We start from the raw sequence: 15,101 nt of genomic DNA on the forward strand, positions 1-15,101 counted from the left end.
TAGGTGGTTTGAGGGGGGCTGCATTTGCAGCTCCTTTTTTTTGAGTAATGTTCTATAATCACTTTTTTGGTGATGATTTTATTGAGTAAAAATTATACACTAATAAATTGTGGGTACAGATTTACCCAATAGTATTTTAAGTGTTGTAATTTTAAAATGCTGATTGTCAAGTGTTTTAGTGAGTTTGTGTCTTGTGGCACTCTTTTTTCTATGTTAATAGTATTGGAATGAATTATTAACTAAAATATTAGAAAGATGAAAACTTTATTTTTATTAGGAGCAATGACAATAGGAGGTTTTGCAGTGAATGCACAAGATGCACTACTTTCAGAAAACGGAATACTTCATAACCAAGTAAATGAAATATCGGTAGTAGCCGATGATTTTAAAGAAATATCGGTTTCTGAAGTTCCACAAGCAGTAACAAATGCAATATCTACAAATTTTCCAACGGCAAATTTAGATAAGGCATATACAAATGAAAAGAAGCAATTTAAGCTAATACTATCGCTTGAAGATGGCACACAAGGTACAGTGTATGCAGATGAAGATGGTAATTGGATAGATATGTAATTATAGAGAAACTTGTTTGTTCAAGTTGGTTTGGTCAGGAAAGGATAGCTAAATGCTATTCTTTCCTTTTTTTATGCAGTTTTTTAATTCAACTCTTAAAAGCTTTATGATAATTTTAAAATACTAATAGTCGGCATATGGTATTTTTACGTAGATACTTAGAACACCCAAACCACTATGCCCAAAATTTTAATAATTGAGGATGATACTTCTTTTGCACAAATGCTTCAAAGGTTTTTGGCAAGAAATAATTTTGATGTAGTATTAAGTCTTACTGGGTTAGATGGCGAAAAGCAGATAAAGGAACAAGATTTTCAATTGGTAATTACAGATTTGCGCTTACCTGATTATGACGGTATAAAATTAGTTTCTGAACTTAAAGGTAGTATTCCGGTAATTGTTATGACCGGTTACGCAGAGGTGGCTACAGCTGTAAAAGCAATGAAGATGGGTGCTTATGATTATATATCTAAACCCTTTACGCCAGACCAAATGTTATTAGTTATTGATGGCGCTTTGAATGCTAAACCAACAAGTGCCAAAGAACCTGTTATTTCATCAAATACAAATGATAGTATAAAGGATGTTGAGGAAGGAGAAATAACTACTTCAAATGAGTTAGTGTTAACAAGTGAAGCGACCCAGGTTTTAGAAGAGCATATTGTTTTAGTTGCGCCTACAGATATGTCTGTTCTCATAATTGGGGAAAGTGGAACGGGTAAGGAGGTGACTGCAAAGAATATTCACCATAAAAGTTCTAGAAAAGCAAAACCATTTATAGCGTTAGACTGTGGGGCAATACCCAAAGAATTAGCCGCTAGTGAGTTTTTTGGTCATATAAAAGGAAGTTTTACGGGAGCTATAGCCGATAAAATTGGAAGTTTTGAGGCGGCAAACGAAGGAACTTTATTTTTAGATGAAGTCGGTAATCTATCATACGAGAATCAAATACAGCTATTACGTGCATTGCAAGAAAGAAAGATTAAAAAAATAGGAAGTAATACTGAAATAGATGTAGATGTTAGAATTTTATCTGCTACCAATGAGGATTTAAAAGCAGCGGTAGAGAAGGGTACTTTTCGGGAAGATCTGTATCACCGGTTAAATGAATTTTCATTACAAATACCCGCATTAAAAAACAGACATGGAGATTTACCTATATTGGCATCACACTTTTTAGAAAAGTTCAATAAGAAGTTAAATAAACAAATAACCGATTTTTCAGATGAGGTTTGGGACATTTTCAATGCATATCATTGGCCAGGAAATATTAGGGAATTACAGAATGTAATTCAGCGTGCAGTACTATTAACTACAACCAGTAAAATTGAGGCAAAAGCATTGCCGTCAGAGTTAATGAATCCAGTTTTAGAATCTGTGGAAATAGGAAGTCTTTCAAAAGCAGATTTTGAGAAAGAGCAGATTATAAATGCTTTAAAACGTACCAATTACAATAAGTCTAAAGCGGCTAAGCTATTACAAGTAACTAGAAAAACACTCTATAACAGAATCAACTATTACGATTTGGATTTATAACTATTTCTGCTGAAAGCGCTTCTAGTAATACATTAATCTCTTTTTGTAGTTTATCATTTTTGATCATCAATTTTTCAAATGTATTCTCATCAATTTTTAAAACTTCAAATATTTCTAAAATAGGAATAACAGTATTAATTTCTAGTTGCCGAAACATAGGTAGCATTTTATGGGCAGTCTTATTTATTTGCGTTACATCAATGTTTTTAACGGCTTTATCTAGTTGATTTGAATTTTCTTCAGTGTCTTTTATGAAAATTAGCAATACTTCGTCTAAGGCATTTTTATCATCGCCCAAAAACATTTTTAAGGTCTTTAAACTGTAAAGTTCTGTAGATTTATTGTGGGGTTTAATGGACTCTACTATTATCTCTTCCTCAGAATTATTAAATACTTCGTTTAGTTTTTGAAGTAGTTCTGTTTTTGAGAATGGCTTACGAATGAGTTTGTTAAATCCTTTTTCTATAAAATGCTCAGGTGATAGACCTCTCCTGCCAGTCATGGCAATAATAGGTTGGTCTTTAAAACTTGGGTAAGAGCCAGATTTTAGTTTATCAACTACCTCGTAACCGGTTACGATAGGCATCTCTATATCGGTCAATACAGCATCAAAATCAAAATTAGCATTAGTTTGGTAGTTATTGAAATCTGAAAAGAGGTGTGCTTCAATTCCTGCAGATTTCAACATTTCGCCAATCAATTTTAAAAAAGCGGTATCATCGTCAAAAACTAATATTTTTAATGATTCTAACGCTGTATGCTCATGCTGGCTTTCATTGATTTTTTCGCCAAATGCTACAGGTATTTCAAGAGTAAAAGTGCTACCTACGTTAATTTCGCTTTTCAATGTTACCGCGCCTCCTAGTAATTCAGTAAGTTTTTTAGTTATGGTAAGTCCTAATCCGTATCCACCATATTTTTTATCGGTATCACTTTCTGCTTGAGTGAATTCCTTAAAAATAAGCTCTTGTTTTTCCTTAGAAATACCAATACCTGTATCAGTTATCTGTAGGATAAGTTTTTTAGATTTATTTGTATCGACCACACTACCCGAAAGTGAAATACTCCCTTTTTGGGTGAATTTATAGGCGTTCCCCAATAGATTTGAAATTATCTGACGTAACCGAAAAGCATCGGATATAATTGGGTTTTCTAAAGACTCGCCTAAGTTTAGAATAAGCTCAATTTCTTTGTTTTTGTATTGAGAAGCTATGTTTTTAGAAGTTTCCTGTATCAATCTATCTAACCTAAAAGTAGAATTCTTGGCAATCATTTTACCAGCTTCTAACTGAGAAAAATCAAGTAAATCGTTTACCAAATTATTTACATACGTTGTGGCAGATTTAATATGGGTTATGTGTTCTTTATTATCTACGGTATTTTTTGACTCTTCAATTATTGTAGCATATCCACTTATCGTATTTAGCGGTGTTCGCAAATCATGACTAACTGTAGCAATTAATTGTTCCCTACTTTTTAATAGAGATTCTGAGTATGCTTTTTCCTTTTCTAGTTTTTCTCTGTATAAGTTCGCTTTCCAAAAATCTCGATTAAGAATAAATGTGAAAACAGCGACTACCAGAAAACCAAGTATTGCAGCAATTACGGCTAGCCGAATACTTCTTTTTAAGAAAGTCTCTTTTTTTATGGAACTAGAGATGCTGTTCATTATAATCTCTTGCTCAAAAGAAGAAAGTATGGAGCGTAGTTGTTGAGATAATTCAATATCTGTTCTGTTAATATTAGTTTCTCGTACGGCTAACGAATTTTCATTTAAGGTGTTTTCCTGTTGTACATCCTTCAGAAGATTTTTAGAAACCTGAACTACACTATCCATCGTCTGTGCCTTTTGTTGTGGATTGTTCTCGTCCGGCACGTTTGCATTTAAATAATCCGCTACTTTTTTAATGGCACTTTGAGCCTTTGGTGATAGTTCTTCTAAATTTGGTGCCAATCCTTCCGGTTTAATAATGCCTAAAGATTCCTCAAGCTTATCAAATTCCTTTAGTGCAGAATTTATGGCAGTACCAGTTTGATCTTTAAGTCTTAGGGAACGTAAAGCATTAATGTTGGTAACTTTTTTGTTCAATAGAGCGCTAAGACTATCTAAAAGTCCGTGTTGGTAATCACTATCTGTAAGCGTTTTTAATTCATCTATATTAATGTAAAGTGAATCTATCTTATTTTCATATGCCGCAAAATTAGTCTTGCTTTTGGTCTGTAAAGCAAGTTTAGAAAGGCTTTCAGCTTCGTAAAGTTGGGCTAGAAAAGAATTGGTTTTTAGAAGTTTACTGTCATTTTCGTTAGTGTTTTCGGTAGCGATATAATCTTTAACTTCGGTGTAAATATAGTATGATGCTATTACACCTAATATGATTAATAGTAAATAACTAACGGTAATCTTAAGGGTGAATTTATTCTTTTTAGAATCCATATAAAGTAGTAATACACTTAGTATAAGTACGATAAAACCTTGGGTAACAGTTTTAAAATGTTGTTAAATAAACAAGTAGTTATTTTTTTAGTTTTCTTTATGAGAGATGAATTATGTGTATTACATTTGCGGCATCTCAAAGGGGTGCCGAATTCTAGACATATTTAGAATAAAGCTGAGATTATACCCAAAGAACCTGGGCGGGTAATGCTGCCAAGGGACAATTCAAAAATTTATTTTAGATTTTTGGAGTAAGATGTAGTATGGTTTTTTTTATTCATATGAAATCTTTTGGAAACCGAGCTTAGTTGCTCAAAAATCAATTTTAACTTAGAATAATAGCCCCTTTTATTCGTAATAATTTTACGAATGAAACTATCTATTTTCACAATTTTGGCGTTTTTTGCGCTGAGTATGGGTGTCTGTGCCCAAGAACAGGAAACCGATTCTTTAGAGGGTCAAAAAGTAGTATTAGACGAAGTGTTCGTCTCTGCAATTAGAGTAACCAATGAATCTCCAGTTACATTTTCAAATCTTACAAAAGAGGATATTAAGCCAAGAAATTTGGGTCAAGACATTCCTGTTTTAATGAATTTTTTACCATCGGTTGTAACCACAACAGATGCTGGTGCAGGTGTTGGTTATACCAGTATTAGAGTTAGAGGTAGCGATGCCACCCGTATTAATGTTACCATAAATGGTATACCTTATAACGATGGGGAATCTCAAGGAACATTTTGGGTGAATATGCCAGATTTTGCATCTTCTACAGAGAGTTTGCAATTGCAGAGAGGTGTAGGTACATCTACAAACGGTGCCGGCGCATTCGGTGCAAGTCTTAACCTCTTAACAGATGGGTTCTCTCAAGATGCCTATGGTCAAATTTCAACTTCTATTGGTAGTTATGGTACCTTGAGAAATAACTTAAAATTCAGTACGGGTCTTTTAAACGACCATATTGAAATTTCAGGTAGGCTATCAAAAATAAATTCTGATGGTTATATTGATAGAGCACGATCGGATCTAGATTCTTATTTTTTACAAGGAGCATACAAAGATGATAATACATTGATCAAAGCATTAATATTTGGGGGTCATGAGGTTACTTATCAAGCTTGGAATGGTATTGATGCTCAAACTTTACAAGATGACAGAACTTTTAATTCTGCTGGTATTTATACAGATTCAGAGGGAAATACACAATTTTATAATAATGAAGTAGATAATTACAAGCAAGACCATGCACAGTTATTATGGAACGAGAAAATTTCAGATTTCTGGAGTACCAATATCGCGATACATTATACTAGAGGTAGAGGGTACTTTGAGCAATACAAAGAAGATGATGATTTCTCTACCTACGGTTTTGACCTTATAAACGTTAATGGGGTAGATGTAAATACTACTGATGTAATTAGAAGACGTTGGTTAGATAATGATTTTTACGGTACCGTATTTTCTGCAAACTATAGGAAAGACAAGCTAGATTTAATAGTTGGTGGTGGTTTCAATAAGTATGAAGGAGACCATTTTGGGGAAGTTATTTGGGCTAAATATGCAAGTAACAGTAGCTATCAAGATCGCTATTATGATGATAGCTCTACGAAAACGGATTTCAATTTATATACAAAGGCAAATTACCAGTTAAATGATCAATGGTCACTATACGGGGATATCCAGTATAGAACAGTGGGTTATCAGGCAAATGGTGAAGATACCGGGCTTGTAGATGATACGTTTAATTTTTTCAACCCTAAAGCCGGTATTACGTTCGATTTAAATGCGAACAACAATTTCTATTTGTCGTATGCAGTTGCCAATAGAGAGCCAAATAGGAATGACTATGAAGGCGGTAATCCAAAGCCAGAAAAATTAAATGATTATGAGTTAGGATGGCGTTATGTATCTGCTGATGTGCAAGTGAATACCAATCTATACTATATGGGTTATAAAGACCAGCTTGTTTTAACAGGAGAACTTAATGATGTTGGAGCCTCATTAAGAGAAAATGTTGGAGATAGCTATAGATTTGGTCTTGAAATAGATGCAAAAATAAGATTGGGGGATAAGTTTAACCTTAGCCCAAATGTATCTATTAGTGATAATAAGAATAAAGACTTCTTTATAGACAGAGATGGTCTTTTGCAAGGTTTAGGAGATACTAATATTGCGTATTCACCAGGCTTGGTAGCGGGTAATGTGCTTAGTTATATGCCATGTGATGCATTAAGTCTTTCTTTATATTCCAAGTTTGTTGGTGAACAGTATTTAAGTAATACAGATACAGAAGAATCTAAATTAGATTCTTATTTTACTAATGATTTCAATATTACTTATGAAATTAAAATGAACAGTGTAGTTAAGTCAGTTGTATTCTCTGGGTTGGTAAATAACATCCTTAACGAGAAATATGTATCTAACGGTTATACTTATTTAGACAGTTGGTCTACACCAGGAAATACGTTTGAAGTTCAAGGATATTATCCACAAGCAGGCACTAATTTCTTATTAGGGGCAACAGTAAATTTTTAAAAATCATAATAGTAGAATAGCATTGTAAATTTCTCTTAAATATTTATCTAATTCCATTAACGTAGTAAAGAATATTCTAATTTAGACCCTTAATTTTCAGGGTTATGGAGCGTAATATTCCGGTGTTTGGTAGTAGGTTAAGGAACAACATTGTTACTGTTCCAGAAGTAATTTCACAATGCTCTGGTATTCGTGTTTTTGGTCAATCAATTAAGTCGTTTTTGTTTAGTACAGATGTGGCAATTATCAGAAACACGAATGCCAATGCTATTATTGCGGTGTATCCATTTACACCACAACCGGTAATTTCAAATGCACTTATTTTGGCTGCAGACAAACCTATTTTTTGTGGAGTAGGTGGCGGACTAACTACAGGGGTACGGTCATTGGAATTGGCAATACATGCCGAGTTTCAAGGCGCATTGGGAGTGGTTTTAAATAAACCTACGCCTAATAGTCTTATTACATTACTCAAAGAAAAAATTGATATACCCGTAACTATTACCGTAGTATCTGAAAAAGATGATATAAAAGGCAGATTAGCTGCAGGTGTTGATATTTTTAATGTTTCAGGTGCTGGTAAAACATCCGATATTATTAAGAAAATAAGAGATTTAGATGCCAATGTTGCCATTATTGCAACTGGCGGAAAAACAGAAGAAACTATTCTTGATGCCATTGAGGCAGGTGCGAATGCCATTTCTTACACTCCACCAAGTACGGGAGAATTATTTAAAGAAATAATGGATAAGTATCGTTTAGAAGAATAGTTGTTAGTTAAATATAATAACACTACCGCCACTAATGCTGGTACGGTATTCTAACATGTCATAATATCTGTTTTCGTCGTCAGGTCTATTTAATAATTGCCCGGTAAATAAACTGTATTCATAATCTTCACAAGAACAAGTAGCAGTTTGTCCGTTCAAAACCATGGTAGAGCAATCGTTCGGTGCATGATTTGGGCAACTACCTTCAAATGCCCTAAATTGATCAAAACCTGAATTAATAACAAAAACACCTCTTGTACCCGCAAGATCACTTGGAATGTATACGGCGCTACCGGTATTTGTAAGTGGACTATAAGAGGGTAAATTTAAATTAGCTTCAAAGCGAAAATTAATTTCTTGTAAATAAGGATTTCTATTAGTACCATCACTACTACAGGCTGTAATAATCAATAAAATTAAGATACTTAATCTGCTCATCATGCTTTAATTTTGTTTTGAAAAACTTAAGCAAATGTGCGTAAAATTTATGTATATTTGTGTTAAATCCTCTCTTAAAAAGCCGACCTAACAGGCAATTGCAGAGGATTTGTCTATTTATAAAACGAGGAAGTTATGAGTAACATATCATACTATACTGTCGAAGGCTTAAAAAGACTTAAGGCAGAACTAAATCATTTAAGAGATATTGAGCGTCCAAAAGCTTCTCAAGCAATCGGTGAGGCAAGAGATAAAGGTGATTTATCTGAAAATGCAGAATATGATGCTGCAAAGGAAGCACAAGGCCTTTTGGAAATGAAAATTGCAAAGATGGAGAACACTGTTGCAAATGCACGTTTAATTGACGAGTCTCAATTAGATACTTCTAAAGTTTTGGTGCTATCAACGGTAAAACTGAAAAACCAAAATAATGGCATGGAAATGACCTATAAGTTGGTTGCAGAAAGTGAAGCGGATCTTAAGACAGGTAAAATCTCGGTAAGTTCTCCAATAGGTAAAGGTCTATTAGGTAAAAAAGTAGGGGATACGGCAGAAATTGTTGTGCCTAGCGGAGCTATAAAATTTGAAATACTTGAAATTACAAGAGCTTAAATTTTTTAAATAACTATATTTAATCCTATCCTATTCATTAGGGTAGGATTTTTTATTGCCACTAAATATTAGAAACTATGCCAACTATTTTTACTAAGATTATTAATGGTGAAATACCATGTTTTAAAGTAGCTGAAGATGAAAATTTTCTAGCTTTTTTAGATATCAACCCCAATGCAAAGGGGCATACATTATGTATACCTAAAAAAGAAGTCAATAAAATATTAGAATTAGATGAAGAGACATATTTAGGACTTATGTCATTTTCACGAAAAGTAGGTATAGCTTTAGAGAAAACAGTTGATTGTAAGCGTGTAGGTATGTCGGTTATTGGGTTAGAGGTACCACATGTGCATGTGCATTTAATTCCTTTAAATGAAATGAAAGATGCCACTTTTCAACATAAGGTAAAACTAAGTAATGAAGAGCTTTCTGATCTTGCCCAGGCTATAGGCGCTAAAGTGGAATAGCTCCAGAAATAAACAAATATATTACAGCTGCCACCAAGGCGATCATTACCAATATTAAACTGTAAAAAAGTAATGTTGGTTTAGATGATTTTTTAGCTGGTACTGCTGTCTTTTGGTAGTAATTGAACATGCGCTCTATATCATCCGTCCAGCTTACAGGATAGATTGTAGAATGGCAAGTGTTGCAAACTAATTTGTTGCTTAGTTCAGTTGTAATTTTATGAAAGAAGCTACCGTAGGTATGTTTTTGATAAAAAGTAAGATTCAAATCTTGATTAAAACATTCAGGACAGTTATTGTTCAGTTTGGCTTCTTTAATAACTTCTAATTTTTCCTTGGCCATAATTAGTGAGACACTTTTAGAGAAATTTGCATTATAGTTCCTTCTTTGCCAGATGATAACACCTTTATTTTACCGTCGTGATATTCTTCTACGATACGTTTTACTAAAGAAAGACCAAGACCCCATCCTCTTTTTTTAGAGGTGAAACCTGGTGTAAAGATACTATTATAGTTGCTTTTTGAAATACCGTGCCCGGTATCTGCTATTAAAATGTTGACGAATTTGTTGTCTTGAACTATTTCTATGGCAATACTACCCTTTCCACGCATGGCATCTATTCCATTTTTAACCAAGTTTTCTATAGTCCAATTATATAATGAACTATTGAGCATAACCGGTAAATGGTCAACTTTGGTGTTAAATGAAAAATGAATGAGCTTAGAGCTTCTTCGCTTTAAATAATCATATGCATCTTGGGTTTCTTTTACAATGTCACTTTCTTCAAGTTTTGGTAGAGACCCAATTTTAGAGAAACGTTCCGTAATAGTTTGTAATCGATCAATATCTTTTTCAATCTCTTTAGTAATACTAGGGTTGATGTCTTCAGATTTCAACAATTCGTTCCATCCTAAAAGAGATGATAGTGGAGTGCCAATTTGGTGTGCGGTTTCTTTTGCCATACCGGCCCATAATTTATTCTGTTCTGCAGCTTTGTTTGTTTTAAACAAGAAGTAGATTACTGCGGCAAAAAGAAAAATTATTAAGAGTAAGGCAATAGGGTAAAATTTTAGTTTGTTAAGCACATCAGAGTTTCCATAATATAAGGTGGCCAAATGTTCGCCTTGTTGGTCTATAGAAATAGGAGTATTCTCGCTCTTGAATTTACTCAGTTGTTGTTGAATATAGGCTGAATCTTGCTTTTTATTAGGTGGAAAATTATTTACCCGTATAGATTCATCTTTGTTAATAAGAATCATTGGGGTAGAAGTATTGTTCTGAAATACCTTAAGATGAAGACTTCCTAAATCTACAGTTTCAGAAGATTGTAAAAATTCTGATTGTGCCGTAGCCCAAATCTCCATTTTTAAACGTTCCTCTTCCTTAAATTGTTTGAAAAAGCTATTGGTATTCCATAAGATAAGGCTCACTACTACAAAGGAGCCTATCAATAGAAAAATGTTGGAAATTTTGTTTTTAGGAATAAAGTTCATCCAATAGTTATCTAATACTAAAGATAACCCTAATTGTGAATAATTGTTGTGTTGTTATCGTTGCACCATGTTTTATTAACGCATCATTTTATGTATTTTTGTAGACTATTGTAAAAAGAGTTCAAGATGGAAATAGAAGGTAAAGTTAAATTGATAGGTGAAACCCAAACTTTTGGGTCTAATGGGTTTAGAAAAAGAGAATTGGTTGTTACTACAGACGAGCAATATCCACAACATATAATGGTAGAGTTTGTACAAGATAAATGTGATTTGTTGAACACGTATGCAGTAGGGCAAGATGTAAAAGTTAGCATCAACCTTAGAGGTAGAGAGTGGACAAATCCTCAAGGTCAGGTTAAGTACTTTAACTCTATTCAAGGATGGCGTATAGAAGGAGCATCTCAAGGTGCACCTGCAGCAGGAATGCCACCAGTACCACCAATGGAGGCTTTTGAGCCTGCAGATAACTTAAATGAAGAAGATCATGACGATCTTCCGTTCTAAGGATCGTAAAGAAATTTTATAAGGCAGTATGCCTTCTAAATAAAAAACTTGTTTAACTTAAGTAGTTGAACAAGTTTTTTTGTTTTACACCCTTTATTTAATTTCAGATAAATTTAGAATACCCTAAGTAGCCATGTACTTTTTAACCGACGAGCTTGTGTTTCCACCAGTAGATAGTGCTAATGTAGAAGGTCTATTGGCGGTGGGTGGTGATCTCTCTCCAGAACGATTATTGTTGGCATATCAAAGTGGAATATTTCCTTGGTTTGATAATGATTCTATTATTCTATGGTGGAGTCCCGATCCCAGAATGATACTCTATCCAAATGAGATTAAAATCTCTAAAAGTATGCGAAAAGTAATTCGTGACAACAAATTCACCTTAACGGTAAATACGTGTTTCAAAGAAGTCTTAGAACATTGCTCTTCTGTTCCTAGAGCGGGGCAGGATGGTACGTGGATAACGGAGGAAATGAAGAATGCCTATATTGAATTGCATAAAAGAGGAATAGCGACCTCTTATGAGGTTTGGGAAAAAGACAAGCTAGTAGGTGGTTTATATGGTGTTGATTTAGGTCATATATTTTGCGGCGAGAGTATGTTCAGTTTAACATCTAATGCGTCAAAATTTGCTTTCATAAAATTGGCGCAAGAATTACAAGCTAAAGAATACAATATAATAGATTGCCAACTACATACAGACCATTTAGAAAGTATGGGTGCTAAAGAAATTTCGAGAAAAGAGTTTGTAAAATTCTTAAAGTGAGATTACAAGACTGTTTAAAATAAAGAACACATGCTCCGTACGTTCGGTATAATTTTCCATTCTATATTGAATGCCAAACTGTGCTTTTAGATTATGGGAAATAGACCATCCTATTTGAGAAGTTATTCTTTGGTCATACATTGGTTTTATACTTTTTCCAAGGCTAAGTAACGACTCTGTTGTAGCTACTAAATAGGGTTCTCCAATATCCATTTTCAAACCCTTTAAGGGAATATCTACAGCGAATCTATATCTAAAACGATGTTCAGAACTAGTGGGTCGTATGCGCTGTTCAATTCTAAATCGGTGGCCTAAACGTGCGCTACTTGTTTTTTTGGCAATATTAAATTGCTCTGTAAATCTAAGCTCATTTTCCTTGTCATTTTCAAAGGCTTCTCTAAATCTATATTGGATTCCTAAACCAATACTTTTATATGGGTCAATTGCCAAAGATGAAAAATGGGAGATTTCTATTTGCCGTACGGTAAGTTGCGCTTTTTGGTCATTGTAGATGTAATTTCTATTTGATAATGAAAAATTCTGTTTTAGTAAAGGGGTTGCCTTATAGTTTAAGGATACTTCTGGCTCCCAATATACAGTGGTATTGTCCTGAGATTGTAGGTTAAGAGTTCCTATCCATACTATAAATAAACTAACAAATAATCCCTTAATAAAGCACGTGGTCATAATTTGGAGGAAGAGAGGTTCTTATTTGTTTAAAGTTACCGTCAGCATCAAACAAGATTTCGTAGTCTAAATATCCCTTCTCTTTTCTACCAACAACTACAATTTCATAGTTGTTAGAGGGTAGAATAAGATTTTGAAATGCATTTTTAAAAATTTCATCAAATGAATCATTAGTTGAAGGATATTGCTGTTGCAGTCTTTTAATTCGATATTTAGTGAAATTATTGTTCAAATAGCTTTCAATGTTTGAATAGGTGTCATTTGGTATGTCAGTAGATTTTATTAGTATTTCTATGTCTTCAAGCTTGCCGTCTTCGTTAAATTCTATACTATACCAAAGTTTGTCTTTTTTAAGTTTGGCCTCAAAACTGATTTTTATACTATCTGTTTCTTTATAAAATTTAATGCGCTTATAATCTGTGATATGTTCTTCAATGATAGCAATTGCTTCTATAGGAAATTGAGATTTAAGAATACGATGTTCCTTTTCGTATTTATATTGAGAGTGTGCTAGTTGAAAACAGAAAAGAAAACTAGCTAAGATTATTTTTACTTGAATATTATTCATGGTAAGTATATTTGTTATTACTTAGACTTCGGTGTATCTAAAACAATCTAATTGGTGGTCATTTACCATACCGGTAGCTTGCATAAATGCATATATAATTGTGCTGCCTACAAATTTAAAACCTCGCTTTTTAAGGTCTTTGCTAATGGTATCTGAAATAGGCGTATTTGCTGGTGCTTCTTTATAATTTACCACCTTGTTTTTAAGCTGCTTATGATTTACAAATTCCCAAATATAGTCACTGAAAGAACCAAATTCTTTCTGAATTTCTATATATGCTTGGGCGTTGGTTACTGTAGCCCTAACTTTTAATTTATTTCTAATGATTCCTTCGTCCTGTAGTAAATCTAGAATTTTAGTTTCAGGATATTTGGCAATCTTCTTATAATCGAAATGGTCAAAAGCAACTCTAAAATTCTCTCGTCTTTTAAGAATGGTGATCCAGCTTAACCCAGCTTGAAAAGTTTCCAGCACTAAAAACTCAAACAATAATGCATCATCTTTTACAGGAACGCCCCATTCTTGATCATGGTATTTTTCGTAAAGGGTATCGCCTTTACACCAGCCACATCTATTTTTATCCATGAATTAAAAGTACTATATATTGGCTTCTGGTCAAATTAAAACCAGTTAACAATACTCAAATAAATGGGCATTCCTAAAGTAATGTTGAAAGGGAAAGTAATTGCCAGAGGCAAATATAAACTTGGGCTTAGATTAACTGTAGTATTTATAATTTGGCTGTCTGTTCTCGTAGCAACTTAGATTGTTCTTCGTCCATGTAAACAATAGGTACGGCATAAAGCATAGGCATGTTTTTGGAATAATTTTTTCTTAACAGCGTATGTATGGCTACAAAAAGTAATGATTTTGTTTTGCCTTCTATCACTGTCTGTTTGCGTTTTTCAATCAATCCAGTAGCTCTACTCTTTCTAAAAACCTTTGTTGTTGAAATGTTTGCAGTAAATAACAAATTCTGCTCTAAAAGTAGTTTTGTAATCTCTTTTGCCTGTTTTTTATTCTTAACCGTAATGTATCCTAGAATCATACTTTAAATATTTTACACCCCCTTTTTTATTACGCTTCTTTAATGCTGCAGTTGTTGATTTGTAGGTAATAAAAAATCCTAAACAGCTCTTTTATAAAGACCATTTAGGATTTCCGTTAATCGCTAATTATACAAACAGTTAAGATTTATATCCAGTATTCAACTGCTTTAATTCTTCGTCGTTTAATGCACTTTTTAAATTGGCATTTACGTAAGAAAATTTATTAAAAAATTTGCTACCGTTTACAGGTACTATTCTTGCGATATAGTCATCTGTTAATGATTCAATTTTTACATGCATTCCATTTAAACCTTTATAATTGGCAATGGCGCCGCGCTTAATAATAAAATTTGTTTTTGGAAAATAGAGATGTTGAAACGGTGTGTTTCCATCTTTACTTATAAATAAGATATCGCCAGGTTTTAAATTACTGACCTCGTTTTGACTAAAGCTGCTTGTTGAAAACATTAAAAATGCAAGCAGTACAATGGTATATTTCATAACACTACATTTTAAATTAAACATACTTTTTGTAAACATCTTTTCTGTGATGTTTCATTCAACTCAAAAATAACATAAACTTCAAATAAGAAAGCATTACTTTCGTTAAAAAATGTTAAACTATTATAGTATGATAGTAATACTATTATATTTGTAATAGATTTAAA

Annotated in this window: 17 protein-coding genes and 1 pseudogene; 8 read left to right on the top strand and 10 right to left on the bottom strand. The window is 33.3% G+C overall.

The features are described from left to right. Nucleotides 1-255: 255 nt before the first annotated feature. On the top strand, nucleotides 256-573 hold the full coding sequence (locus P178_RS0108585) for a hypothetical protein (protein ID WP_027065840.1): 318 nt from the start codon (nucleotides 256-258) through the stop codon (nucleotides 571-573). 177 nt (nucleotides 574-750) lie between these two features. Continuing rightward, nucleotides 751-2,109, top strand: coding sequence for a sigma-54-dependent transcriptional regulator (locus tag P178_RS0108590; protein ID WP_027065841.1), 1,359 nt, complete (start codon nucleotides 751-753; stop codon nucleotides 2,107-2,109). Here the strand turns inward: P178_RS0108590 and P178_RS0108595 are convergent. Further along, on the bottom strand, nucleotides 2,084-4,543 hold the full coding sequence (locus P178_RS0108595; protein ID WP_027065842.1) for an ATP-binding protein: 2,460 nt from the start codon (nucleotides 4,541-4,543) through the stop codon (nucleotides 2,084-2,086). The two genes, P178_RS0108590 and P178_RS0108595, sit on opposite strands and share 26 nt — an antisense overlap. A gap of 369 nt (nucleotides 4,544-4,912) precedes the next feature. Here P178_RS0108595 and P178_RS0108600 point away from each other — a divergent pair, with 369 nt between their 5' ends. Beyond that, nucleotides 4,913-7,075 (top strand): TonB-dependent receptor, encoded by a 2,163-nt coding sequence (locus P178_RS0108600; RefSeq protein WP_027065843.1) that lies wholly within the window; start codon nucleotides 4,913-4,915, stop codon nucleotides 7,073-7,075. Between the two features lie 104 nt (nucleotides 7,076-7,179). Next, nucleotides 7,180-7,845 carry a hydrolase gene (locus P178_RS0108605; RefSeq protein WP_027065844.1) on the top strand — a complete coding sequence of 222 codons (666 nt, stop codon included), beginning with the start codon at nucleotides 7,180-7,182 and terminating at the stop codon, nucleotides 7,843-7,845. Nucleotides 7,846-7,848: 3 nt separating this feature from the next. Here the strand turns inward: P178_RS0108605 and P178_RS0108610 are convergent, their stop codons facing one another. Next, nucleotides 7,849-8,286 carry a hypothetical protein gene (locus tag P178_RS0108610; RefSeq protein WP_316930002.1) on the bottom strand — a complete coding sequence of 146 codons (438 nt, stop codon included), beginning with the start codon at nucleotides 8,284-8,286 and terminating at the stop codon, nucleotides 7,849-7,851. Between the two features lie 132 nt (nucleotides 8,287-8,418). Between P178_RS0108610 and greA the strand changes: the two genes are divergently transcribed. Together greA and P178_RS0108620 are read left to right on the top strand one after the other, a co-directional pair. Continuing rightward, entirely contained in the window at nucleotides 8,419-8,895 is a 477-nt protein-coding gene (gene greA, locus P178_RS0108615; RefSeq protein WP_027065846.1) for a transcription elongation factor GreA, read from the top strand. A gap of 77 nt (nucleotides 8,896-8,972) precedes the next feature. After that, nucleotides 8,973-9,365 (top strand): HIT family protein, encoded by a 393-nt coding sequence (locus P178_RS0108620; RefSeq protein ID WP_027065847.1) that lies wholly within the window; start codon nucleotides 8,973-8,975, stop codon nucleotides 9,363-9,365. Here P178_RS0108620 and P178_RS0108625 read toward each other — a convergent pair. Continuing rightward, nucleotides 9,352-9,708 carry a hypothetical protein gene (locus tag P178_RS0108625; protein WP_027065848.1) on the bottom strand — a complete coding sequence of 119 codons (357 nt, stop codon included), beginning with the start codon at nucleotides 9,706-9,708 and terminating at the stop codon, nucleotides 9,352-9,354. The two genes, P178_RS0108620 and P178_RS0108625, sit on opposite strands and share 14 nt — an antisense overlap. A gap of 2 nt (nucleotides 9,709-9,710) precedes the next feature. Further along, nucleotides 9,711-10,859 (bottom strand): sensor histidine kinase, encoded by a 1,149-nt coding sequence (locus P178_RS0108630; RefSeq protein WP_027065849.1) that lies wholly within the window; start codon nucleotides 10,857-10,859, stop codon nucleotides 9,711-9,713. A gap of 126 nt (nucleotides 10,860-10,985) precedes the next feature. On the opposite strand from P178_RS0108630, the gene P178_RS0108635 reads away from it, so the two are divergent. Both P178_RS0108635 and aat read left to right on the top strand, forming a co-directional pair. Beyond that, complete coding sequence (locus P178_RS0108635; RefSeq protein ID WP_027065850.1) at nucleotides 10,986-11,363, top strand: DUF3127 domain-containing protein; 378 nt, start codon at nucleotides 10,986-10,988, stop codon at nucleotides 11,361-11,363. A gap of 133 nt (nucleotides 11,364-11,496) precedes the next feature. Then, entirely contained in the window at nucleotides 11,497-12,129 is a 633-nt protein-coding gene (gene aat / locus P178_RS0108640; RefSeq protein ID WP_027065851.1) for a leucyl/phenylalanyl-tRNA--protein transferase, read from the top strand. Here aat and P178_RS0108645 read toward each other — a convergent pair. The 6 genes and pseudogenes from P178_RS0108645 to P178_RS22605 form a co-directional block, all read right to left on the bottom strand. Then, nucleotides 12,121-12,816, bottom strand: a complete 696-nt coding sequence (locus P178_RS0108645) for a DUF2490 domain-containing protein (RefSeq protein WP_027065852.1) — start codon at nucleotides 12,814-12,816, stop codon at nucleotides 12,121-12,123. The genes aat and P178_RS0108645 overlap by 9 nt on opposite strands. Further along, nucleotides 12,797-13,384 carry a hypothetical protein gene (locus P178_RS0108650; protein ID WP_036145934.1) on the bottom strand — a complete coding sequence of 196 codons (588 nt, stop codon included), beginning with the start codon at nucleotides 13,382-13,384 and terminating at the stop codon, nucleotides 12,797-12,799. Before P178_RS0108650 ends, P178_RS0108645 begins: the two co-directional genes overlap by 20 nt. Before the next feature lie 21 nt (nucleotides 13,385-13,405). Next, a complete protein-coding gene (locus tag P178_RS0108655; RefSeq protein ID WP_027065854.1) occupies nucleotides 13,406-13,969 on the bottom strand; it encodes a DNA-3-methyladenine glycosylase I in 564 nt (187 codons plus the stop codon). 35 nt (nucleotides 13,970-14,004) lie between these two features. Then, nucleotides 14,005-14,097 (bottom strand): annotated as a pseudogene (locus P178_RS23205) (sodium-dependent bicarbonate transport family permease); the annotation flags it as partial. Between the two features lie 17 nt (nucleotides 14,098-14,114). Next, nucleotides 14,115-14,432 carry a divalent cation tolerance protein CutA gene (gene cutA, locus P178_RS0108660; protein ID WP_027065855.1) on the bottom strand — a complete coding sequence of 106 codons (318 nt, stop codon included), beginning with the start codon at nucleotides 14,430-14,432 and terminating at the stop codon, nucleotides 14,115-14,117. A gap of 139 nt (nucleotides 14,433-14,571) precedes the next feature. Beyond that, nucleotides 14,572-14,934 carry a hypothetical protein gene (locus tag P178_RS22605; protein ID WP_155941600.1) on the bottom strand — a complete coding sequence of 121 codons (363 nt, stop codon included), beginning with the start codon at nucleotides 14,932-14,934 and terminating at the stop codon, nucleotides 14,572-14,574. Nucleotides 14,935-15,101 lie beyond the last annotated feature (167 nt).

Origin of the sequence: Maribacter sp. Hel_I_7 (assembly GCF_000688315.1) — a bacterium.
Lineage (GTDB): Bacteria > Bacteroidota > Bacteroidia > Flavobacteriales > Flavobacteriaceae > Maribacter > Maribacter stanieri.